This is a genomic window from Halapricum desulfuricans (assembly GCF_017094525.1).
GTDB lineage: Archaea > Halobacteriota > Halobacteria > Halobacteriales > Haloarculaceae > Halapricum > Halapricum desulfuricans.
On the sequence record NZ_CP064788.1, the window covers coordinates 1,660,996 to 1,681,882 of the forward strand.

At 65.3% G+C, this 20,887-nt stretch carries 21 protein-coding genes; 12 read left to right on the top strand and 9 right to left on the bottom strand.

What is annotated here, in order from left to right; genetic code table 11:
• Nucleotides 1-79 precede the first annotated feature (79 nt).
• Nucleotides 80-229, top strand: coding sequence for a DUF7557 family protein (locus HSR122_RS08585; RefSeq protein ID WP_455428718.1), 150 nt, complete (start codon nt 80-82; stop codon nt 227-229).
• On the opposite strand, the gene HSR122_RS08590 is transcribed toward HSR122_RS08585, so the two are convergent.
• Nucleotides 230-514: a DUF7091 family protein gene (locus tag HSR122_RS08590; protein ID WP_229109213.1), complete on the bottom strand. Its 285-nt coding sequence runs from the start codon at nt 512-514 to the stop codon at nt 230-232.
• A 162-nt stretch (nt 515-676) separates the two neighbouring features.
• Between HSR122_RS08590 and HSR122_RS08595 the strand changes: the two genes are divergently transcribed.
• Complete coding sequence (locus HSR122_RS08595; RefSeq protein WP_229109215.1) at nt 677-1,609, top strand: replication factor A; 933 nt, start codon at nt 677-679, stop codon at nt 1,607-1,609.
• Between the two features lies 1 nt (nt 1,610).
• Nucleotides 1,611-2,210 (top strand): RPA family protein, encoded by a 600-nt coding sequence (locus HSR122_RS08600; RefSeq protein WP_229109218.1) that lies wholly within the window; start codon nt 1,611-1,613, stop codon nt 2,208-2,210.
• Here the strand turns inward: HSR122_RS08600 and HSR122_RS08605 are convergent.
• Nucleotides 2,207-2,623, bottom strand: coding sequence for a VOC family protein (locus tag HSR122_RS08605; protein WP_229109220.1), 417 nt, complete (start codon nt 2,621-2,623; stop codon nt 2,207-2,209). The genes HSR122_RS08600 and HSR122_RS08605 overlap by 4 nt on opposite strands.
• A gap of 59 nt (nt 2,624-2,682) precedes the next feature.
• Here HSR122_RS08605 and HSR122_RS08610 point away from each other — a divergent pair, with 59 nt between their 5' ends.
• Nucleotides 2,683-4,017, top strand: a complete 1,335-nt coding sequence (locus HSR122_RS08610) for a DEAD/DEAH box helicase (protein WP_229109221.1) — start codon at nt 2,683-2,685, stop codon at nt 4,015-4,017.
• A 391-nt stretch (nt 4,018-4,408) separates the two neighbouring features.
• Nucleotides 4,409-7,147, top strand: coding sequence for an ATP-dependent helicase (locus HSR122_RS08615; protein ID WP_229109222.1), 2,739 nt, complete (start codon nt 4,409-4,411; stop codon nt 7,145-7,147).
• Nucleotides 7,148-7,209: 62 nt separating this feature from the next.
• On the opposite strand, the gene HSR122_RS08620 is transcribed toward HSR122_RS08615, so the two are convergent.
• Complete coding sequence (locus HSR122_RS08620; RefSeq protein WP_229109223.1) at nt 7,210-8,043, bottom strand: M48 family metallopeptidase; 834 nt, start codon at nt 8,041-8,043, stop codon at nt 7,210-7,212.
• A 136-nt stretch (nt 8,044-8,179) separates the two neighbouring features.
• Between HSR122_RS08620 and HSR122_RS08625 the strand changes: the two genes are divergently transcribed.
• From HSR122_RS08625 to HSR122_RS08635, 3 genes are all read left to right on the top strand, one after another.
• Nucleotides 8,180-8,353, top strand: a complete 174-nt coding sequence (locus HSR122_RS08625; protein ID WP_229109224.1) for a DUF5786 family protein — start codon at nt 8,180-8,182, stop codon at nt 8,351-8,353.
• A gap of 82 nt (nt 8,354-8,435) precedes the next feature.
• Nucleotides 8,436-8,639: a DUF7561 family protein gene (locus HSR122_RS08630; protein WP_229109225.1), complete on the top strand. Its 204-nt coding sequence runs from the start codon at nt 8,436-8,438 to the stop codon at nt 8,637-8,639.
• 81 nt (nt 8,640-8,720) lie between these two features.
• Nucleotides 8,721-10,442, top strand: coding sequence for a helicase C-terminal domain-containing protein (locus HSR122_RS08635; RefSeq protein WP_229109227.1), 1,722 nt, complete (start codon nt 8,721-8,723; stop codon nt 10,440-10,442).
• Nucleotides 10,443-10,586: 144 nt separating this feature from the next.
• Here HSR122_RS08635 and HSR122_RS08640 read toward each other — a convergent pair whose 3' ends face one another.
• Complete coding sequence (locus HSR122_RS08640) at nt 10,587-11,663, bottom strand: class I SAM-dependent methyltransferase (RefSeq protein WP_229109229.1); 1,077 nt, start codon at nt 11,661-11,663, stop codon at nt 10,587-10,589.
• On the bottom strand, nt 11,656-12,792 hold the full coding sequence (locus tag HSR122_RS08645; RefSeq protein ID WP_229109230.1) for a 60S ribosomal export protein NMD3: 1,137 nt from the start codon (nt 12,790-12,792) through the stop codon (nt 11,656-11,658). The genes HSR122_RS08640 and HSR122_RS08645 overlap by 8 nt, the downstream gene beginning before the upstream one ends.
• Before the next feature lie 133 nt (nt 12,793-12,925).
• On the opposite strand from HSR122_RS08645, the gene HSR122_RS08650 reads away from it, so the two are divergent.
• Nucleotides 12,926-13,669 (top strand): creatininase family protein, encoded by a 744-nt coding sequence (locus HSR122_RS08650; protein ID WP_229109231.1) that lies wholly within the window; start codon nt 12,926-12,928, stop codon nt 13,667-13,669.
• A 55-nt stretch (nt 13,670-13,724) separates the two neighbouring features.
• On the opposite strand, the gene HSR122_RS08655 is transcribed toward HSR122_RS08650, so the two are convergent.
• A complete protein-coding gene (locus HSR122_RS08655) occupies nt 13,725-14,123 on the bottom strand; it encodes a DUF5790 family protein (RefSeq protein WP_229109234.1) in 399 nt (132 codons plus the stop codon).
• Between the two features lie 386 nt (nt 14,124-14,509).
• Between HSR122_RS08655 and guaB the strand changes: the two genes are divergently transcribed.
• Nucleotides 14,510-15,997: an IMP dehydrogenase gene (gene guaB, locus HSR122_RS08660; protein ID WP_229109236.1), complete on the top strand. Its 1,488-nt coding sequence runs from the start codon at nt 14,510-14,512 to the stop codon at nt 15,995-15,997.
• 43 nt (nt 15,998-16,040) lie between these two features.
• On the opposite strand, the gene HSR122_RS08665 is transcribed toward guaB, so the two are convergent.
• From HSR122_RS08665 to HSR122_RS08675, 3 genes are all read right to left on the bottom strand, one after another.
• Nucleotides 16,041-17,765, bottom strand: coding sequence for an ABC1 kinase family protein (locus HSR122_RS08665; RefSeq protein ID WP_229109238.1), 1,725 nt, complete (start codon nt 17,763-17,765; stop codon nt 16,041-16,043).
• 100 nt (nt 17,766-17,865) lie between these two features.
• A complete protein-coding gene (locus HSR122_RS08670; protein ID WP_229109239.1) occupies nt 17,866-18,222 on the bottom strand; it encodes an Hsp20/alpha crystallin family protein in 357 nt (118 codons plus the stop codon).
• Nucleotides 18,223-18,277: 55 nt separating this feature from the next.
• Nucleotides 18,278-19,075 carry an E3 ubiquitin ligase family protein gene (locus HSR122_RS08675; RefSeq protein WP_229109241.1) on the bottom strand — a complete coding sequence of 266 codons (798 nt, stop codon included), beginning with the start codon at nt 19,073-19,075 and terminating at the stop codon, nt 18,278-18,280.
• A 149-nt stretch (nt 19,076-19,224) separates the two neighbouring features.
• Here HSR122_RS08675 and HSR122_RS08680 point away from each other — a divergent pair, with 149 nt between their 5' ends.
• Together HSR122_RS08680 and HSR122_RS08685 are read left to right on the top strand one after the other, a co-directional pair.
• On the top strand, nt 19,225-19,887 hold the full coding sequence (locus HSR122_RS08680; RefSeq protein ID WP_229109243.1) for a helix-turn-helix domain-containing protein: 663 nt from the start codon (nt 19,225-19,227) through the stop codon (nt 19,885-19,887).
• 27 nt (nt 19,888-19,914) lie between these two features.
• A complete protein-coding gene (locus HSR122_RS08685; RefSeq protein ID WP_229109248.1) occupies nt 19,915-20,553 on the top strand; it encodes a helix-turn-helix domain-containing protein in 639 nt (212 codons plus the stop codon).
• Nucleotides 20,554-20,887 lie beyond the last annotated feature (334 nt).

The following is a 20,887-nucleotide window of genomic DNA, read 5'->3' on the forward strand; positions in this document are numbered from 1 at the left end:
ACGACAACGCGCGGCAGGTTCCTATTTACGTCTCGACGAACAACGTACAGACGTGCCGGACGAATCCGGCCTGATCCCCATGACCCACACGCTCGAAATCAGCGACGAGCTCAAGGAGCGACTCGACACCCACGTCGAGGAAGACGAGTCCTACGAGGAGTTCATCGAGGAACTGGTCTCGGTCTACGAGACCGAAGGTGCGTTCCTCCAAGAAGGCTACTCCGAGTAGCTACCACGTCTCGATCCGACCCTCGCGAATGTCCTCGACACAGCCCTCGCAGTCGGGATGGCCGTCCTCGAAACACGACGGTTTCCCGTCGCCGCCGACCGGGACAGCACGCCGCTCGGCGTAGCGACGGCAGACGAGGCGCGCGTTTCCCTCGTCGTCGACCGGGAGATCGGAGACCGTGGCGTTCCGGGCGCGCCGGTAGGTGTCCTGCGCCTGGGCAACCTGCTCGCCTGCGGACCGAAGTTTCGTTCGGAGAAACCGTTCGAGCCGACCGTCCTCGTCCATACCCGGACTCGGCACTCAGGACACATAGGCCTTCTCCGGTCGGAGTTGAACAGCGAGCAGTAGGGCGGTTTTCACTTTCACCTCGGTCGCCGAGGGTTTATACGTGAAGACGACCAACTGTCTCATGTCTCCCGTCGAAAACAGAGCGGAGACAGTGAGACCATGACCGATTTGCGTACCCACGCGGAAGAGATACACGAGCAGTTTTCCGACCAGCTCGAGATCGACGTCGAAGACGTCGAGGCACGGCTCGACACGCTGGTCAACGAATACAAGGTCCCCCTCGAGGAGGCACGCCGGAGCGTCACGAACGGCTACCTCGACGAGGCGGGCATAGAGCGAGACGACTTGGGCGGTGGCGGCGGCAACGAGCACGTCGCGCTCGCCGACATCGACACGGCCGAGCAGTGGGTCGACGTCACCGCGAAGGTCGTCGACCTCTGGGAGCCCCGGAGCGACTCCGTCGCACAGGTCGGCCTGCTGGGCGACGAGTCGGGCACGATCAAGTTCACCAAGTGGGCCAAGTCCGACCTCCCCGAACTCGAAGAGGGGCAGGTCTACGACCTCGGCAACGTCGTGACCGACGAGTACCAGGGCGATTACTCGGTCAAACTCAACCGGACGACGACGATCGAGGAAGTCGAAGAGGACATCGAGGTCGGCGACGACACCCGGACCGTCGAGGGCGCGCTGGTCGACATCCAGAACGGGAGCGGCCTCATCAAGCGCTGTCCAGAGGACGGCTGTACGCGCGTGCTCCAGAACGGCCGCTGCAGCGAGCACGGCGAGGTCGACGGCGAGTTCGACCTGCGGATCAAGGGCGTGCTCGACGACGGCAACGAAGTGCAGGAAGTCATCTTCGATCAGGAGGCGACCGAAGAGCTGACCGGGATCGAACTCGAGGAGGCGAAGGACATGGCCATGGACGCGCTGGATACGACAGTCGTCGCCGACGAGATGCGCGTGGCCACACTCGGGCGGTACTACCGCGTCACCGGTCCGACGCTGGGCCGATACCTGCTGGTGAACGACCTGGAGACGCTGGACGAACCGATCGATACTGAACAGGCGCTGATCGAAGCGAGGTCGATCTAACATGAGTTCCACGCCAACCCGCGAAGTCGCCCGCCGCGTCTTCGCACGCGAGTTCAACGACGCGACCTACACGTTCAAGGAGAGCGACGACGACCGCGCGCCGGTGTACGTCCTGTTGCCGACGGGTGCCCGGGCCAACCGGATCTTCGTCGTCGGGACGCTGACCGAGACCGAAGACGTCGGTGAAGACAGCGAGTACTGGCAGGGGCGGATCGTCGATCCCAACGGCGGAACGTTCTTCGTCTACGCCGGCCAGTACCAGCCCGACGCGGCCGCCACTCTGCGGGAACTGGAGCCGCCGGCGTACGTCGCCGTCGTCGGCAAGCCCCGAACCTACGAGACCGACGAGGGCGACGTCAATGTCTCCGTGCGTCCCGAGTCGATCACGAGCGTCGACGAGACGACCCGCGATCGGTGGGTCGTCGAGACGGCCGAGCGCACGCTCGAACGGATCGAGCGCTTCGAGTCCGAGACGGCCGACGAGTACGTCGAGATGGCCGGCGAACAGTACGACCTGCCGGTCGAGAACTACCGACGGGCTGCGCTCGAAGCTCTCGAGAGTCTGGAAGACGAGGAGACGCCGGCCGAAGCGAGTCCCTAGGTTTCCAAAAGCTCCACGAGATTCCCCTCGGGATCGCGGACGAACAGGATCCGCGTCCCGCTTTCGGTCGTCTGCGGTTCGCTGAGCGTGTCCACGCTGTCGGGCAGTTCCGCATACACCGAATCGAGATCGTCGACCTCGAGTCCGAGATGGGTCGCCCCCGGTTCGTTCAGCGACGGCCGCGGTCGGCGATCGCCCTCGGGGCCGTACTCGACGAGTTCCATCCGTGCGTCGCCGCCGTCGAGGTGGACGAACTCGGCGCTGGCTCCCGGGACGTCGACGCCGGTCGCGAACGCCTCGCCGCCGACGGTAAACTCGGCGAGCACGTCTAGACCGAGCACGTCCCGGTAGAACGTCACCATTCGATCCAGGTCCGAGACGGTGATCGCGTAGTGGTGGGCAGTCGGGTCCATACTACATGCGGAGGGAAGCGACGGATAAATAGTTACGACTGGGGACGCAACGCCGACCGATGGCAACGCGGCTCAGCTACGAGGACGGGACGATCCGAATCGACGGCGAGAGGCCGGATCTCCCGTTCGTCGAGGTCGACTCCCGGAGCGAGACCGCCCGCGCGCCGGCCTTTCGCTACCGGGCGTTGCGGCGCTGGCTCGCAGATCGACCCGGCAACCACGAGGATGCAGTCTTCCGGACCGAACCGCTGAATCTCGCGACCGACTACGAGCTGCGGTCCTACCAGCGTGAGGCGCTCGAGGCGTGGCGCGACGCGGGCGACCGGGGCGTACTGGAGTTGCCGACCGGCAGCGGCAAGACGGTGATCGCCGTCGTGGCTATCGCGGCGCTCGGCGTGCCGACGCTGGTCGTCGTGCCGACGATCGATCTGCTCGACCAGTGGCGCGAGGAACTCGATCGGGAGTTCGACGTTCCGATCGGGCAACTCGGTGGGGGGACTCAGCGCGTCGAGTCGATCACTGTCTCGACCTACGATTCGGCGTATCTCCGGGCGGACGAACTGGGTGACCGCTTCGAGTTCGTCGTCTTCGACGAGGTCCACCATCTCGGCGGCGAAGGGTATCGCGAGATCGCACGGCTGCTGGCCGCGCCGGCGCGCATGGGGCTTACGGCGACGTTCGAGCGCCCGGACGGCGCACACGAGGCACTCACCGATCTGGTCGGTCCGAAAGTCGTCGAGATCGATCCCGACGAACTCGCGGGTGAGCACCTCGCGGCCTACGACATCAAGCGTCTGACGGTGTCGCTAACGCCCGAAGAGCGCGAGCGCTACGAACGGCATCAGGGGACGTTCACCGACTACCTCCAGCAGTCGAACCTCCAGTTGCACAGCGGCGAGGACTACCGGAAGCTCGTGATGCGTTCGGGAACCGACCCGGCCGCCAGAGAGGCCCTGCTCGCGAAACAGCGGGCGCGCGAGGTGATGATGAACGCCGACCGGAAGGTCGAGGTACTGGCCGAGCTGCTGGACCGCCATGCCGAGGACCGGATCATCGTCTTCACGGCGTTTACCGACCTCGTGTATCGCCTCTCCGAACGGTTCCTGTTGCCGGCGATCACCCACGAGACGGGAGCCGACGAGCGCCGGGAGATCCTGCGGGCGTTTCGTAACGGGACGTACTCGCGGATCGTCACTGCGAACGTGCTCGACGAGGGCGTCGACGTCCCCGACGCGAACGTGGCGATCGTCCTCTCGGGGAGCGCCAGCGAACGGGAGTTTACCCAGCGGCTGGGACGAATCTTGCGCCCGACGGCCGACGGCTTGCGGGCGCTGCTCTACGAGGTCGTCACCGAGGAGACCGCGGAGGAACAGGTGGCCCAGCGGCGTCGGTGATCCGAAGCGTGGGCGAAGTCCCTCGACTCCGTCTTCATTCCACGCCAGCGACGCGTCGTGGATCGGGAAACTGACCTTCGAAAGCATCTGAGTCGATGCCCGGACAGTAATCGAGTTGGTCGACCGTCTCGCCAATCAGGCGATAGTACTGCACGGCGGCGAAAGATGTCCGACACCCCGGGCAAGCGAGATCGCGCCCCGCGAGTACGACGCGGCCGACGGGATACCTGCGCCGGATCGAGGCCGAGTGGGGCGTGATCGTCTTCCACTCGTGGGGAGACGTCGAGCCGATCACACGACCCGATATGGAGTGTCAGGATTTCTCAAGCTAGCCGGGATCTGACTCGCGCTCCAAACGCACAAGTCGATCCGGACCCGAAGACCGACAGAGATGGGTGCCCGGGAGCTCCTTGCCGACGCGAACGTCTCCTTCGATCCCGAGACCGTCGAGGTCGACGATGGGGACGTGCTGGAGACGCTCGATCCGGTCGTCCGCGAGTGGTGGGTCGAACAGTTCGGCGAGTTCGTTCCCGAGAACGGCGGCTTCTTCACCCCGCCACAAAAAGGGGCGATCCCACGTATCCACGAGGGCGAGAACGCACTGATCGCAGCGCCGACGGGCAGCGGGAAGACCATGGCCTCTTTCGTCGGCATCATCAACGAACTGTTTGCCCGCGACCGGGCCGACGAGCTGGAAAACTCCGTGTACTGTCTCTACGTTTCGCCGCTCAAGTCGCTGGCCAACGACATCCATCGCAACCTCGAAGTACCGCTAGATGGAATCACCGGGAAACTCGATGAACGCGGCGAGGACGTCGAGATCCGCCACGCGATCCGTCACGGCGACACCGACGACAGCGAGCGCCAGCGGATGCTCGAGGAGACTCCCCACATCCTCAACACGACTCCGGAGACGCTTTCGATCCTGCTCAACGCCCCGAAGTTCAAGCAGAAACTCGAGACCGTCGAGTACGTCATCGTCGACGAGATCCACAGCCTCGCCGCGAACAAACGCGGCACGCACCTCTCGGTGTCGCTGGAGCGGCTCGAGGCGATGGCCGAGCAGTCGCCGACGCGGATCGGCTGTTCGGCGACCGTCGAACCCGTAGAGACGATGGCCGAGTTTCTGGTCGGCCAGGATGCTGACGGCGAGCCACGCGAGTACGAGATCGTCGACGCCCGCTTCGCCCGCGAGTTCGATATCGAACTCTCGACACCGACCGACGACCTGATCGACACCCCGCCAGAAGTCGTCACCGATCGCTTCTACGAGCAGCTTCACGAACTCATTCAGGAGCATACGAACACGATCGTATTCACCAACACGCGATCGGGCGCGGAGCGAGTCCTGCACAACCTGCGGGCGAACTTCGAGGCCTACGACGAGGACAACTCCGGGGCCCACCACGGCAGTCTCTCGAGGGACAGCCGCGAGGCGATCGAACGGCAGTTGAAGGCCGGCGAGATCGACGTGGTGACGACCTCGACCAGTCTCGAACTGGGGATCGACATGCCCCACGTCGATCTGGTCGTGCAGGTCGGCTCGCCCAAGTCCGTGGCTGCGCTCCTCCAGCGCGTCGGACGCGCGGGCCACCAGCTCGGCGAGACCGTCACCGGCCGCGTCGTCGCCCTCGACCGCGACGAACTGGTCGAGTGTGCGGTCATGCTCGCGAAGGCCGAGGAGGGGTTCGTCGATCGCGTGTTCGTCCCCGAGGCCGCCCAGGACGTCGCCGTCCAGCACGTCTACGGGATGGCGATCAACGGCCCCCGACCGGAGGCGGAGATCCGCGGGATCCTGACGCGAGCATACCCCTACCGGAACTACGGAGACGAGCAGTGGACATCACTCATGCGGTATCTCACGGCCGACTATCCCGGTCTCGAGGAGAAGAACGTCTACGCCAAGATCTGGCGCGACACCAACGATCCGCCCGACGGCGAGTACCACTACGAGGAGTTCGACGTCGGCGAGCGGTTGATCGGCAAGCGCGGGCGGATGGCTCGAGTCATCTACATGACCAACATCGGGACGATCCCCGACAGCTTCACCTGCGACGTGTTCACTCGATCGGGCGAGGAGTGGGTCGGACAACTCGACGAGGCGTACCTGGACAATCTCGAGACGGGCGACGTGTTCGTGCTGGGCGGCGAGCACTTCGAGTTCCGGTATCGCCGCGGCTCGAAGGTCTACGTCGATCGGACCTCGGCCCGCCCGACCGTCCCCTCGTGGTTCTCCGAGCGGTTGCCGATGAGCTACGACCTCGGGCGTGAGATCCTCACGTTCCAGCGTGAGTCCCTCTCGCGTCTTTCCGAAGGTGGCCGACCCGCAGTCAGGACGTGGCTCCGGGAGTTCCCGATCGACGAACACAGCGTCCGGGCGATCACGCGGCTGTTCGACGAGCAGGTCCGGTACACCGGCCCCGAGAGCGTCGCGACCGACGAGCGACTCGTCATCGAGGAAGTGCGCGACCGCGGGGAGTACGAACGGCGATATCACGTCCACTCGACGTACGGACGGCGGTTCAACGACGGCTTTTCGCGGCTGCTGGCCAACCACGTCGCTCAGCAGGCGACCGCCAACGTCCAGGTCGCGGTCGCTGACAACGGTTTCACGCTCTCGATGCCGCTCAACCGCAAGGTCGACATCGAGGGGCTCGTCAGGGATCTCGACCCCGATTCGGTCAGGGAGGACCTGCGGGCGAGTCTGGAGGGAACGGACCTGCTGGAACGGTATTTCCGGATTAACGCCACCCGGGCGCTGATGATTCTCAAGCGCTACAAGGGCTACGAGAAGTCCGCCAGCGAACAGCAGTTCAACGCCGACATGTTGCTGGATTTCGCGACCGACCTCGAGGAGTTCGCGGTCATCGAGGAGACCTACCGAGAGATCCTCGAAGACAAACTCAACGTCGACGCCATCGAGGACGTTCTCGGGTCGATTCAGTCAGGTGACGTCAGCGTCAATTCGATCCGGGTGGACTCGCCCACGCCGCGGGCGTTCGGCCTGGCGACGCTGTCGGCCAGCGACGTCGTGCTCGCCGAGGACGAGTCCGCAGTGCTACAGGAGTTTCACCAGCGCGTGCTCGACGAAATCGATGACGAACCCGCGGACGCGGCGACGAGTGACTAGGCCGGTACGGACTCCGGTCGACTGCGTGGGCTGTCACCGTCGGCCGAGGCGGCAAGAGTAGTCTACCGAAGTTTCTCGATGCGCTTTTCGGTCGGCGGGTGTGTCGAGACGAGCTTTGCGAGGAGGCTCCGTGATTCACCGAAGATACAGAGCGCGCTGGCCTCCTCGCTGACTCGCGAGCGGCTGTGATCGGCACCGCTGATCTTTTCCAGCGCACGTGCCAGCGGTTCGCCGCGGCCGATCGCCTCGGCTGCGTCGCTGTCGGCGACGTACTCCCGATAGCGCGAGATTGCCAGCACGAACAACATTACCAGGAACTGGACAATGTTCCCGACGATCATACTGACGAAGAGGTCGGCGAGGTCGTTGTCGCCGGCAAAGAGCACGGCGAACTGCGCGACGAGCCCGACGATCGTCGCGATCCCCTGCCCGACGACCATCGTCACGACGTCCCGGTTGCGGATGTGCGACAGTTCGTGTGCGAGCACGCCCTCGAGTTCGTCGTGATCCAGCAGCTGGATGAGTTGCGCGGAGACGACCACGACTCCGGCACCCTTGCGACCGACGGCGAAGGCGTTCGGCACGCCCATCTCGGCGATCATCAGCCGGGGCTTGTCGATGCCCATCTCGTCGCTGAGTCGCTCGACCGACCGGTGGATCTCCCGATATCGGGGATCGTCTTCGGGCATGTCCTGCGCGCCGACGCTGCGCAGTGCACCCCATTTGCCGACCTTGTACTGGACGCCGATCAACAGGACGCTCCCCGCAAGTACGAGCGCGAGTACCATCGTCGAACCGCCGAACATCGCATAGAGGACGGCGGCGACGAGCGCGTAGAACCCGAACAGGATCGATCCGACGATCGCCATCCGGAGCTTGAGACCTGGATGTCGCATGGTACGCGGTCGTTGGCCATCGAGGCGTATAAGTCTCCTGTCCGATAGATCTCACGACAGAGCCCCGTGAGAGGTCGTCCCGTGTGACGGCGTTACATTGATAAGCAAGAATCAACAAGTTTGAGTGTGGTATCCAATGGCGATGGGCTCCTTCGACGACGACGAGCACGAGCGCCGCGAGCGTAAAAACACCGAGGTCGACGCGAGTTTCGACGACGACCGGACGACCTATCATGGGAGCGTCGACTACGACGCCGGTGAATCGACAGAGGAACTCCTCGATCAGTTCGAGGAGATCAAATCGTCCTGAGACGTCTCTGATTCCGCGTTCGCATCCTCGGGTAGCGACGCGACAACGAACGCTTTTGGCCGCCGAGCGACAAGTAGATTCGATGGCGACTCGACGCTGTGACGGCTGCAACGAGCGGACCCGGATCGCCGGCGGGATCAGCGACTTCTGGAGCCAGGCCGGCGGATCGAGCGGCGGGGTCACCCTCGAACTGGCCGACGGCAGCGAGCACTTCCTCTGTTTCGAGTGTCTCGATCGACTCCCCGAGGACCGTGCGGTGACAGCCGAGGACATCGAGGCGCTGTGACGCCGAAGGCAGTACTATCATGAAGGAGCCGTATGGTCACGGATCGGAGCGTTTACCACCGACGGACCCCCGCCCTCGAACGTGGATCCGTCCCGCATCGAGGAGGCCTTCCCCGCGCCCGAATACAGAGGTGCCCAGAAACAGGCTCTTGCAGACATCCGGGAGGCGTTCGAGGCCGGCAACGACGTCGTGCTCGTGCGCGCACCGACCGGCAGCGGCAAGTCTCTGCTGGCGCGGGCCATCGCCGGCTGCGCTCGCGAGGGGAGCCAGGCCTCGGCGAGCCAGCCCATCGACGCCTACTACACGACGCCACAGGTTTCCCAACTTGACGACGTCGCCGAGGACCCCCTTCTGGAGGGCCTGTCGATCATCCGCGGGAAGAACAACTACGACTGCATCCTCCCGGGCGAAACCGACACGCCCGTCGATCAGGCTCCCTGTGTCCGAGAACGGGAGTTCGAGTGTCAGGTCAAACACCGCTGTCCCTACTTCTCGGACCGTGCCATCGCGGCCAACCGCCGGATCGCCGCGATGACGCTGGCGTACTTCATGCAGACCGCCGGCAGCGACGTCTTCGGCGCTCGCGACGTCGTCGTCATCGACGAGGCCCACGGCCTGGGCGAGTGGGCCGAGATGTACGCGACCATCGACTTGCGTCCCGACACCGTTCCGATCTGGGACGCCCGCGAGCCGCCCGAGATCGACGGCCTCGACGACGCCGCCGCCTACGCGCAGGGACTGGTTCAGGCAGCCGACCGTCGGCTCTCGGAGCTTCGGGGCAACGCCGAACTCACGCCGGAAGAGGCCGAGGAGCGCGACCGCCTCCAGCAGCTGCGGTCGGATCTGAAGTGGTTCCGCGAGGAGTACCGCGATCCCGAGGCCGCGACGACCTGGGTGGTCGATCAACCCGACGGCGCGGGCTCGCCGGTGACGATCAAGCCGCTCGATCCCGAACGGTTTCTCGGCCACACCGTCTGGGACCGGGGCAACACGTTCGCGCTGCTGTCGGCGACGATCCTGAACAAGGAGGCGTTCTGCGCGACCGTCGGTCTCGATCCCGACCGCGTCGCGCTGGTCGACGTACCTCACACCTTCCCCGTCGAGAACCGGCCGCTGTACGACGTCACCCGGGGGAAGATGACCTACGAGCACCGCGATGAAACGCTGCCGGAGATCGCTCGCGTGCTCGTGCGTCTGATGGCTCATCACCCCACCGAGAAGGGGCTCGTGCACTGTCACTCGTATGCGATCCAAGAGCAACTGGAGCACCATCTCGAGGAGTTCGGCGTCGGACGCCGGATCCGGAGCCACGACCAGGACGACCGCGACGGCCAGCTGGCAGCCTGGCAGCGCAGCGACGATCCCGAGGTTTTCCTCTCGGTCAAGATGGAGGAAGCGCTGGATCTGGAGGGTGACCGCTGTCGGTGGCAACTCCTGACGAAGGCCCCCTATCCCAACACCCGTGATTCGCGGGTCGCCCGCCGCCTCGAGGACGGACAGTGGGGCTGGTATTACCGGACGGCACTCCGGACGGTGATCCAGGCCTGCGGGCGGGTCGTCCGCTCGCCGGACGATTACGGCGCGACCTATCTCGCCGACGACTCGCTGCTGGATCTCTTCGAGCGTGCCCGGACGGACATGCCCGACTGGTTCGGCGGACAGGTCGATCGCCTGTCGGTGCCGGACCTGCCGGCGTTCGATCCCGGTGTGGCGACCGCGGAGATGGACGGTCGGTCGCGGACTCGATCGCGTTCGAGTCGGCCTTCGAACGACCCGATAGCGGACGTCTGGGAGACCGAGTGACCCGAGTCGGACGACCTAGAAGATCAGCGCCGCGCCGTACGCGATCGACGACCCGACCATGAGGACCGTGAGGACGATCGCGATGATCTGTTGTCTGTTCATACCGGATAGTCGGGAAGCGGCACAATTAGCCTTTTCGTCACGTTACTCGATCCGGGCGTCCACGACGACGTGAGCGACTCCCTCGCTGTAGCCTTTGACGCGGCGCGTGTCGAGTACCTCGACCGTCCGGCCCTGTGCGTCGGCGGCGTCTTCGATCCGTTCGATCGGCCGGTCGAACGCCAGTCGCTCGGGCGTCGCCTCGTGGACGTGCATCGTCCCGCCGGGTTCGAGCGCCGCGATCGCGGGATCGAGATACGCGTAGCCGTCTCCGTCGGGCTCGGTCGCGTCGTAATAGCCCATCACGATCCGATCGACAGTCGGGGCGTCGCCGAAGGCGTCGAGCCCGCCCTCGAGGACGTCGCGGTTGTCTGCCCGATACGCCTGGACGCGATCGGTGACACCGTTTCGCATCGCGTTCTCCAGCAGGAACTCGAAGGCCGTCGGGTTGTGCTCGACGGCGACCACTTTCGCGCCGGCGTCGGCCATCGGGAGCGTGAAGTAGCCGATTCCCGCGAACATATCGAGGACGCGGTCGTCCGCGTCCACAATCTCGCCCATCCGCGCTCGCTCGGCCTTGTTCCCGGGCGAGAACATGACCTCCGACAGATCGAGCCCGTACTCGATGCCGTGCTCGCGATGGACGGTTCGGGTGTCGCCCTCGCCGGCGACGACTTCGACGTCCGGTTCGCGGTGCGTGCTGGAGATCCCACCTCGCGCGAGGACCGTGTCGGCCTCCCCGTGCATCGTCAGCAACGCGTCACCGACCTCCCCGGGTCGCGGCGCGTCGCCCATCTCGACGAGGACGACCGACCCGATGACCGCCCACGAACCGGGCGCGGCGTCGATCTCGCCGTCACTCCAGCCGCGCTCGCGGAGGTGATCCTCGAGGGTTCGGAGGCGCGGTTCGCCGACCTGCCGAACGACCTCGCGGTAGCTGGCGGTCTCCGGCGGCGCGGTCACGGGAATTGCGACGGCGTCCTCGCCGTGTTCCGTGACGCTGCGGTCGGCGTCGTAGACGCCCCCTTCCTGCAGGGTATCGATGACGTCCTGGGCGCGTGGCTTGGCGACTACGACGGCGAGACGGTCACCGTCTACCCCTGTGGGTCGATCGTCAGTCATCGCGCCCACCGTTGGCATCACTGCGCTCCGGGAGGAGATGAAGCCCGGCGCGACTCTTCAACACCGGGACCTCGTCGGCGTCGGAGTCGAGAAACTCCGGTCGCGGGACCGATTTCGTCTCGTACGTCTCGGGATCGAGGACCTGCACGGCGTGCTCGTCTTCGATCGCCACCAGCGTCGTCTCCGTACCGTCCTCGCGTTCGCCGAGTCGCCGGGCGTCCGGAGCGTCCTCGTCCTCAAAAGCGGCCTCGTAGCGATCCCCGCTGGCCAGGCGCGTCCCCTTGAGGTTGCCCCGAACGCTCGTGACCAGCACCGGCCCGTCGCCGTCGTCAGGATCGATGATCTCGCCGGGACGATACCGCGGTAGCCGGACCGCGTAGGTGACCCGATAGAGCTCGTTCCCGTCGCTGTCTTCCGAGATCAACCGCTCCGAATCGGAATACGTTCCGCCCAGTTCCTCGACGATCTGCTTGGCGACGCCCTCCCCCAGCTGGTTCGTCGAGATCTTCATGTTCAGCCCCTCCTCGACCTCGCTGACCTCCGTGATGAAGGCGTTTCGGTCGCCGGTCTCCTCGCGGGCGGCGACGTAGGACTCGGCGATCTCGCGGGCGCGCTTGATCTCCTCGCCCGTCGGCGTCCGTTCGTCGGCCCGGATCTGGACGACGCTGGCGAAGGACCCGCCGGCGATCTTCCCGCATCGATCACAGGTCTCCCGGCCGATCTTGACCGGGACGACGACCTCCTCGGTGACTGGCGTCTCCCGGATCACGCCGGAGAACTGACAGTGCATCCGGATCGTCGTCTCGTCGACCTCCTCGGGGGCGACCTGCCAGGAGACGCTCTCGGCGTCGACGTGGACGCCGAGTTCTTCCGAGACCGCCTCGACAGCCACGTCGGTGTAGTCCTCGGCGCCGACGTCGACCCACCTGTTCCCGCGGTGGACGGCCCCACATTGCGAACAGACGGTGACCTCGACCCGTTCGGGCGCGTCCACGAGATCGAACTCCTCGAAGTAGCAGGCGTCACAGAGGACGCGATCCGGATCGCGCTGGCCGCCCGGCAGGCTGACCTCGGGGTCGCGCTCGATCGGGTCGCCACAACGCGGGCAGAATTCCCCAGACCGACTCATTGCGTGTCGATACGCGACTCAATCGTTTAAACAGCGCGCTCTTGCCGCGTCTGTCGGCGTCGTCCGACTGGCCCGTGACGTACTGCCGTCCGGATATCGGACGGACTTTTGGGCCGCCACGCGTAGCCCGGGTATGCACCTCTCGGAGACGACCTGGACCGACGCCGACGCCGCCGAGACCGACCTCGCGCTGTTGCCGACCGGCAGCACCGAGCAGCACGGCCCGCACGCGCCGATGGGGACCGACGCGCTCAGCGCGGAGACGATCGCCGCCGACGCCGCCGACGCCTACGACGGCGAGGTCGTCGTCGCTCCGCCAGTGAACGTCGGGATCTCCGAGGAGCATCGCCACTTCACGGGCTCGCTGTGGGTCAGCGAGGACACGTTCCGGTCGTACGTCGGAGAGACCCTCGAAAGTCTCGCGAGCCACGGCTGGGAGCGGATCGTCGTCGTCAACGGTCACGGCGGCAACACCGATGCGCTCCGGGAGGTCTGCGGGGCGATCACTCGGGACGGCGACGCCTACGCCGTCCCCTGGACGTGGTTCGACGCGCTGGAGTTCGACGGCTACGGCGTCGAGTTGGGTCACGGCGGCCCCGCCGAGACGGCCGTCGTCGAGGCGGTCCGGCCTGACCTCGTCCACGAGGACCGTTTCGGGGACGCGGCCGCGGGAGCAGGCGACGGGTTCGGTCAGTTCCACCGGGGGACGAACCTGGCCTACGACTTCGCGGAGTTCAGCGACAGCGGTAACGTCGGCGATCCCGGTGACGGAGACGCCGAACTGGGCGAGCGGTTGCTCGCGGACGCGACCGCGGCGCTAGTCGACCTTCTTGGCACGATCGCCGATCGGGACCTGTCTCGTCCCGTCCACCGCTGATCGGAGCGCGCAGTCGTTCCGGCAAATCGGGACAACAGCCCGGTGATACGGCCAGCTACTCGTCCTCGTCTGCGTCTTCGAGGGCGTTCTTGATCGCCGGAATCGTCCCGGTGAGATCGCCGACCGCCTCGTGTGCCGCCTCGATGTCGGCGATCAGTTCTTCGACCTCCGTGATCGCCGCCTCGAGGTCGTCGGCGTCCTCGAAGGCGTCGGCGCGCTTGCCCATCGTGTACCACTTCTTGGCGTCCCGCAGCGCCTCCTCGGCGTCGCCGACGTCGAGCGCGGTCTTGAGCCCGTTGAGTACACCGAGCGTGTTGTCGGCGTCGGTCTCCCAGACTGCCCCGGCCTCGGGCAGTGCCTCGCGCGCCTGTTCGAGGCTCCTTTCGACGTCCGCGCGCATGTCGGTCGCTGCCTCGTCGAACAGTTCGTCGTCGTCGAACGTCGCCTGACTCATACCGTGTGATTCGACACCATAGTACCTAAAGGCACGCCCGAAAGTGAAAGTGAAATCGGCGTTGAGAGCCGCCGAGAGTAGTCTTGGCGTCGGGCCGTTCTGGCGTCTCCCAGAATCGGACGCGGACCGGCAGACGGCCTCATACTGCCGGCTGTAAGTTCGTAAAGATATTCGCCACTCCGGGGTGGCGAATTCCTCCAGTTTGTTACAGCCGGCAGTATCAGTTTCGCGGCAGCATCGCTTGGAAGCCGGTAAACCGCCTTGGGAGTCAAGCCCGGAACGGGTGTCTTGACAGGCTACTGACATACCCCACTGGGTGGCTGTGATCCGTTCACAACGTCTCGATGTCTCGCAACGTTTTTGGGCGGTCGCAGCGGACCGCTTACATGGCGAACGATCCGCAGTCCTTTTCGGCGAAACTGGACGTACCCGAGGCACTGACGTTCGACGACGTATTGCTCAGGCCGAAAGAGAGTCGCGTCGAGCCCGACGAGGCAGACATGTCGACGCGAGTCTCGAAGAACGTGGAGTTGCAGGTCCCGGTGTTGTCGGCGGCGATGGACACTGTCACCGAGGGGAACATGGCGATCGAGATGGCCCGGCAGGGCGGGCTGGGCGTGCTCCACCAGAACATGGACGTCGATCGTATGGTCGCCGAAATCGAACGCGTCAAGCGCGCGGACGAACTCGTCATCCGCGACGTCGTGACCGCCCGGCCGGACCAGACAGTCCGGGAGGTCGACGCGATGATGCAGCAGGAGGGCGTCTCCGGCGCGCCGGTCGTCGACGACGACGACGAGGTGCTCGGGATCATCTCCGGGACGGACATCCGACCGTACCTCGAGGTCGGGGAGTCCGACGCCGTCCGAGAGGCGATGACGGACGAAGTCATCACGGCCGGCGAAGACGTCACCGCGCGCGAGGCGCTCGAACTGATGTACGAACACAAGATCGAACGCGTGCCGATCGTCGACGCGGAGAACCGGCTGGTCGGACTCGTCACGATGCAGGGGATCCTCCAGCGTCGCGAGTACGACGACGCGGCCCGCGACGAGGACGGCGCACTGCGCTGTGGCGCGGCCGTCGGCCCCTTCGAGCAGGACCGCGCGGTCGCCGCCGACGAGGCGGGGGCCGACGTGGTCTTCATCGACTGTGCTCACGCCCACAACCTGAACGTCGTCGAGAGCGCTCGCGAGATCAAGTCACGGGTCGAGGCCGACGTCGTCGTCGGCAACATCGGGACCCAGGAGGCCGCCGAGGACCTCGTCGAGTTCGCCGACGGCCTCAAGGTCGGGATCGGCCCCGGCTCGATCTGTACGACGCGAGTCGTCTCGGGTGCGGGGATGCCCCAGATCACCGCCGTCACGGAGGTCGCTGACGTCGCCAGCCGACACGACGTTCCCGTGATCGCCGACGGCGGCATCCGGTACTCCGGCGACGCGATCAAGGCCATCGCCGCCGGTGCCGACGCCGTCATGCTCGGCTCGTACTTCGCCGGAACCGACGAAGCACCCGGCCGCGTCATCACGATGAACGGCAAGAAGTACAAGCAGTACCGCGGGATGGGCAGCGTCGGTGCGATGTCCTCCGGCGGCGGCGACCGATATCTCAAAGACGTCGAGGAAGACGAGGAAGAGGAGTACGTTCCCGAGGGCGTCGAGGCGGCGACGCCGTACAAGGGATCGGTCGAGTCGGAACTGCACCAGCTCGTCGGCGGCATGAAGTCCGGCATGGGGTATGTCGGTGCCGAGACGATCCCCGAGTTCAAGCAGCGCTCGGAGTTCGTCCGCGTCTCCAGCGCCGGCCACCAGGAGAGCCATCCCCACGACGTGATGATCACCGACGAAGCGCCCAACTACCGTCCCGACGAGTGATATTCCGGTTCGCGTATTTCGATCCACAGGAGTAACACGACGCCTACTCTTCGGTCGCTTCGTCGGCACTCTTGCCGTCGAACGGGCCGAGCGGTGGCTCCTCCGTGTCCGTCGAGCTGTCGCGCTTTCGCATCTGCTGGCGCGTGAACTGCGGCGTCGCCCGGATCCCGCGTCGCTTGCGGAACGATCGATACAGCAGTACCGCGACGAACAGGCTCCCGACGGCGGCGACGGCGGTCGCCTCGATCGTCGAGAGCGCAAAGAGCAACGCGGTCGAGGCGATCCCGCTCGAGAGCAGGAGTCCAAGCACGATCCGACCCGCGAGGACATCGAGCAAGTCGTCGGAGTCCTCGATGTCCGCCCGGACGTAGAACTCCTCGCGTTCGATCCGGTCGAGCGCGGATTCCAGTTTCGGAGGGATCCGAACCGTCGAGCGAGTCGCTTCCTGAAACTCGCTCGCGCGGTCGCGCACGAACTGCCGGGCACTCTCCTTGAGGTACCCCTCTTCCCGGAGGAAGTCGGTCGCCACCGAGATGAAATCGAAGTCGGAATCGAGCGTCACACAGACCCCTTCGACGACGGTCGCGACCCGGAGGACGAGTGCGAGGTTCCCCGGCAACCGCAGCGGGAACTCGTAGATCGTGTCCTCGACCTGTTGGATGATCTGCTGGACGCGGTACTGCTCGATGTCCTCGCCGCGGGCATCCGCAATGGCCAGTTCCATCACGTCGGCCATGACCTGCCGGTCGGCCTCCGGCGAGAGCGTCCCCATCTCGACGAGCGCGTCCAGAATCGCGTCGATGTCCTGCTCGGCGACTGCCGTATAGAAGTCGATGATCTTCTCCTGAATGAACGAATCGACTCGCCCGCTCATTCCGAAATCGTAGAACACGAGCGTCCCGTCGTCCTGCACGGCGAGGTTACCCGGGTGGGGATCGGCGTGGAAGACACCGTCCTCGACGATCATCTGGAAATACGCGCGCTCGAGCGTCTCCGCGAGTCGCGTCCGATCGATTCCCTTCTCGTCGAGGGTCTCGACGTCGTCGATCTTCGTGCCGGGAATGTACTCCATGGTGAGCACTCGGCCGGTCGAGTGACTCTCGACGACCGGCGGGATGGCGATCCGGTCGTCGTCGGCGAAGTTCGACCGGATCTCGGTCAGCATCTCGGCCTCGCGTCCGTAGTCCATCTCCTCGCGGATCGTCGTGGCGAACTCGTCGGCCAGCGTCTCCAGCGAGAACGACCGGGCGTCGTCGACGAAATACATCACGAACGGGAGCGTCCACCGGATGACCCGCAGGTCGGCCTCAACGAGGTCCTCGACGCCCGGGCGACGAACCTTCACGGCGACGGGATCGCCCTCAATCTCCGCGTAGTAAACCTGCCCGAGACTGGCCCCGCTGATCGCCTCGGTGTCGAAGTCGCTGAACCGCTCGTCGACCGGGCCGAGCTCGCCTTCGAGGACCTCGCGCGCGTCGTCCCAGTCGGCGGGTGGGACGCGATCCTGGAGTTTCGAGAACTCCTCGACGTACTCCGGGGGGAGGATGTCCGGCCGCGTCGAGAGGAGTTGCCCGAGTTTGATGAACGTCGGTCCGAGCGTCAGCAGCGTCTCCAGCAACACCGTCGCCCGGCGGTGGCGCTGTTCGGACGTGACGCGGCGGCTCGAACCGACGAGCAGGTACCGACGGCGGTCACGGGCGTAGGCGATCACCAGCGGCAGGAACTGCCGGACGACGGTGAAGAACCGCCGATAAGCGCGGAGATTCACCGGTCGGCCACCTCGCCTTCGTAGTGATCGTTGGATGTCCGTTCCGGGTCGACCGTACGACTACAGCGGTCGCTCCGGGGAATCGTGACGACGAACACTATCAGGCCTCGTCGATCGGAATCGTCGCCGACGGGTCGGCGGTCTGTTTCGGCAGGCGGAGTTCGAGGACGCCGTTGTCGACGGTCCCCTCGGCACCGGTCCCGCTCGCGTCCGGCGGGAGTGGCAACTCCACGTCGAGGAACATCGACCGCTCCTCTTCGACGTATTCGAACTCGACGGGAAGGCCCTTCTCGCGTCTCGCTTCGATGACGATCCGTCCCCCTTCGACGTGGGCGTCGACCGTCTCGGCGGTCGCTCCCGGGAGATCGACGACCAGCAGGTACGCCTCGTCGCTCTCCAGGAGGTCGGCGAACACCGCGTCGGGCAACTCTTGCAACGCGTCTCGCAGGGCTGACATACGACTCGCTTAGGGCGGTAGGGCCAAAAACACGGTGGTCGCGGAGACCCGCTCGCTAGACAAATAGTGCGATCGCAGCCCCGACCAGAGCGACACCCAGCAGCGTCGGCAGGAGTCCGATCTGCACCTGTTCGAGCGCGACGCCCCGTTCCCGGGAGTCAGCGATCAGGAACCGCCGGATTCCCTCCCCGTCGATCCGGACGTTGACCTCGCCGGCGCGACTGCCCGCTGACGGGTCATAGTGAACGGACCCGTACACGTAACAGTCCTCGCCGGGGTCGAGTCGCCGCTCGACGTAGCGCTGTTCGTCCCCGAGCCGTATCTCGACGGGGCCGACCGTAGCCGTCTCGTCCTGGGGCTCGATGTCGGGATGAGACGCGATGAACGCCTGAATCTCATCGGGTGGCGTCGTCCCGGCCGGGACAGTCACCGTCTGTTCGCGCAGGTGGCGGACCGAACCGCTCGGCTCGACCCGACAGCTGGCGGTGTCGTCTTCCAGTCGGAAGGGGCCGCCGCGAAGCCCGGTCGCGAGCGTCTTCCAGTTTCGACCCGCGGTGTCCGGATCGCCGGTCGGCTCTGACTGCGTTACCTCCCACTCGCAGACGAGACACTCGGCCCGGGAGAACGGTGCCTCGACCGTTCCCTCATCCGGTCTGGCGGTTCCGACGACCTCGACCGGCCCCGGATCGTTCGCGGCGTCGGCCACCGCTCGCGGCTCGCCGCGATAGATCCGGACTCCGAACCACAGTTCGCGCACGCCCAGAGAGGTGACGACCAGCCCCGCCACGGCGACAACCCCCGGTAACAGCAGTTCAGACAGTGCCATCGGCAGCGCTTCTCGGCCGACTGTCATCACTGTTGTCGTTCGTCCAGCGGTGCCACCGCGTCGACCGTTCGGTGTCGCAGCGACGACGTGGCACTGCTGACGACTCACTCTCAGGCGGAGTGCGAGTGTCGCCGCTGTGAAAACGCTCATAGTTCCGTAGGTCTAAGTCTCGGCAGATGTCCGACGCTCCGACGTTCACGTCCGTCGAATCCGGGGACGGCTCCGTCAGTGGTGGCCACGACACCCGTGATCTGTGGGTGACACTCAAAATCTACGTTGGAGACGACTGCCCGCTGACGGCCATCGACGCGGACGTCGAGAACGTCGACTTACAGCAGATGAACGGCGAGTGCCGGGCGACGATCGTCTCTTGCGACGACGAAGACCTGAACGTCTTGCAAACGCACCAGGAGATGGGGCCGGACTGCGTCTCACAGGCGTTTCACCGACACGGGTGTATCCCACGCATCGTCGATACCGACGAGGATTCGATCACGGTTACGGTGTATCCCGACGAGCGCGCGACGATTCCGAAACTGGTCGAGTCCATCCAGGATCTCGGGTACGTGCTCGACGTCGAGCGCCTGGTCGGCGTCAGTCCGGAACTCATAACCGATTCGACCGTCCTGTGTGATCTGTCGATCCTGACCGAGAAACAGCGAGAAGCCATCGAACTCGCCGTCCAGCGAGGGTACTACGCCCGCGATAGCGACGTCAACCTGGACGGGATCGCCAGCGAACTGGACATCTCGAACTCCGCGCTCTCGCGCCGACTCAAGTCCGCAGAGGCAAAGCTGATGCTCGAACTGATCGATCGGGCGGACGGCGACAGCTGCTAGTCGGGATGAACGTTACAACTGGAAAATATGACCGAAAGTGACTTCGGGACGATGACCCACGAGCGGCGGCCGCTGTGGATCGTGCTCGAGATAGACGTCGAGGACGACTGCCCGCTGACCGACATCGAGGATCCGGTACTGGACACCGATCTGCAGCACATGGGCGGCATCTGTCGATCGGAGGTCGTGACTGGCGGCCAAGACGTCGAGGTGCTCCACTTCGAGGAGCCGATGGGGTCGGAGTGTCTGGCGGACGTGTTTTTCGAACACGACTGTGTTCCGCAGATCACGGGCGTCGACGACGGTTCGTTGCTGGTGACGATCCACCCGTCCGATCGAGCGGACATCCCCGAGTTGCTCGAGGGGCTGGAGGCGGTTGGATACCACGCACAGCTCGACCGCGTCGTCCAGATCGACGAGGATATGATCGGTACGTCACCTGTCCTCTGTGATTTTAGCCTTCTGACCGAGAAACAGCAGGAAGCCCTGGAGCTGGCTGTCAGACACGGATATTACTCGCAGCCCCGGGAGACGACCCTCTCTGAGCTGGCGTCGAGGCTGGGTATCGGCAAGTCGGCGGTCTCCCACCGCCTGCAGGCCGCGGAATCGAAGGTCATCCGCAATCACGTCCCACAGACAGACTCGCTGTCAGCTACCAACGGCTGATACGGTCGGTTGTAACGATTTACCGGTACGATCGCATAACGGGTGCGATCGATCCGGAACAGACGTACAACCGACCGTATGAAGCCGCGGGCGTCCGCGCTGTGGTACCCGACGGGCGTCGTGATACGGATCGTCGTACCGATGTACCCGCCCCTCGATCCATCATATTTAAGCAGGCAGGATAGGGCCCGATAGCCACTCCGCACGATCGGCGGACCGTCGTGTGAATCGGGAGCGATATACCGGGTAACTCCGCATCCGCCGGGTACTTAAAACCCTCATCTGGTTCGAATGAAGCGATACCGGACAGCGGCAGCTACGATAGGGTAGAGGG

What these genes read in the sequence shown, in the direction of transcription:
- HSR122_RS08600 (WP_229109218.1), top strand. Translation starts at nt 1,611, where the DNA reads ATGAGTTCCACGCCAACCCGCGAAGTCGCCCGCCGCGTCTTCGCACGC.
- guaB (WP_229109236.1), top strand. Translation starts at nt 14,510, where the DNA reads ATGGCGAACGATCCGCAGTCCTTTTCGGCGAAACTGGACGTACCCGAG.
- HSR122_RS08640 (WP_229109229.1), bottom strand. Translation starts at nt 11,663, where the DNA reads ATGACTGACGATCGACCCACAGGGGTAGACGGTGACCGTCTCGCCGTC.
- HSR122_RS08675 (WP_229109241.1), bottom strand. Translation starts at nt 19,075, where the DNA reads ATGACAGTCGGCCGAGAAGCGCTGCCGATGGCACTGTCTGAACTGCTG.
- HSR122_RS08650 (WP_229109231.1), top strand. Translation starts at nt 12,926, where the DNA reads ATGCACCTCTCGGAGACGACCTGGACCGACGCCGACGCCGCCGAGACC.
- HSR122_RS08670 (WP_229109239.1), bottom strand. Translation starts at nt 18,222, where the DNA reads ATGTCAGCCCTGCGAGACGCGTTGCAAGAGTTGCCCGACGCGGTGTTC.
- HSR122_RS08615 (WP_229109222.1), top strand. Translation starts at nt 4,409, where the DNA reads ATGGGTGCCCGGGAGCTCCTTGCCGACGCGAACGTCTCCTTCGATCCC.
- HSR122_RS08610 (WP_229109221.1), top strand. Translation starts at nt 2,683, where the DNA reads ATGGCAACGCGGCTCAGCTACGAGGACGGGACGATCCGAATCGACGGC.
- HSR122_RS08595 (WP_229109215.1), top strand. Translation starts at nt 677, where the DNA reads ATGACCGATTTGCGTACCCACGCGGAAGAGATACACGAGCAGTTTTCC.
- HSR122_RS08620 (WP_229109223.1), bottom strand. Translation starts at nt 8,043, where the DNA reads ATGCGACATCCAGGTCTCAAGCTCCGGATGGCGATCGTCGGATCGATC.
- HSR122_RS08680 (WP_229109243.1), top strand. Translation starts at nt 19,225, where the DNA reads ATGTCCGACGCTCCGACGTTCACGTCCGTCGAATCCGGGGACGGCTCC.
- HSR122_RS08655 (WP_229109234.1), bottom strand. Translation starts at nt 14,123, where the DNA reads ATGAGTCAGGCGACGTTCGACGACGACGAACTGTTCGACGAGGCAGCG.
- HSR122_RS08630 (WP_229109225.1), top strand. Translation starts at nt 8,436, where the DNA reads ATGGCGACTCGACGCTGTGACGGCTGCAACGAGCGGACCCGGATCGCC.
- HSR122_RS08625 (WP_229109224.1), top strand. Translation starts at nt 8,180, where the DNA reads ATGGCGATGGGCTCCTTCGACGACGACGAGCACGAGCGCCGCGAGCGT.
- HSR122_RS08605 (WP_229109220.1), bottom strand. Translation starts at nt 2,623, where the DNA reads ATGGACCCGACTGCCCACCACTACGCGATCACCGTCTCGGACCTGGAT.
- HSR122_RS08590 (WP_229109213.1), bottom strand. Translation starts at nt 514, where the DNA reads ATGGACGAGGACGGTCGGCTCGAACGGTTTCTCCGAACGAAACTTCGG.
- HSR122_RS08685 (WP_229109248.1), top strand. Translation starts at nt 19,915, where the DNA reads ATGACCGAAAGTGACTTCGGGACGATGACCCACGAGCGGCGGCCGCTG.
- HSR122_RS08585 (WP_455428718.1), top strand. Translation starts at nt 80, where the DNA reads ATGACCCACACGCTCGAAATCAGCGACGAGCTCAAGGAGCGACTCGAC.
- HSR122_RS08645 (WP_229109230.1), bottom strand. Translation starts at nt 12,792, where the DNA reads ATGAGTCGGTCTGGGGAATTCTGCCCGCGTTGTGGCGACCCGATCGAG.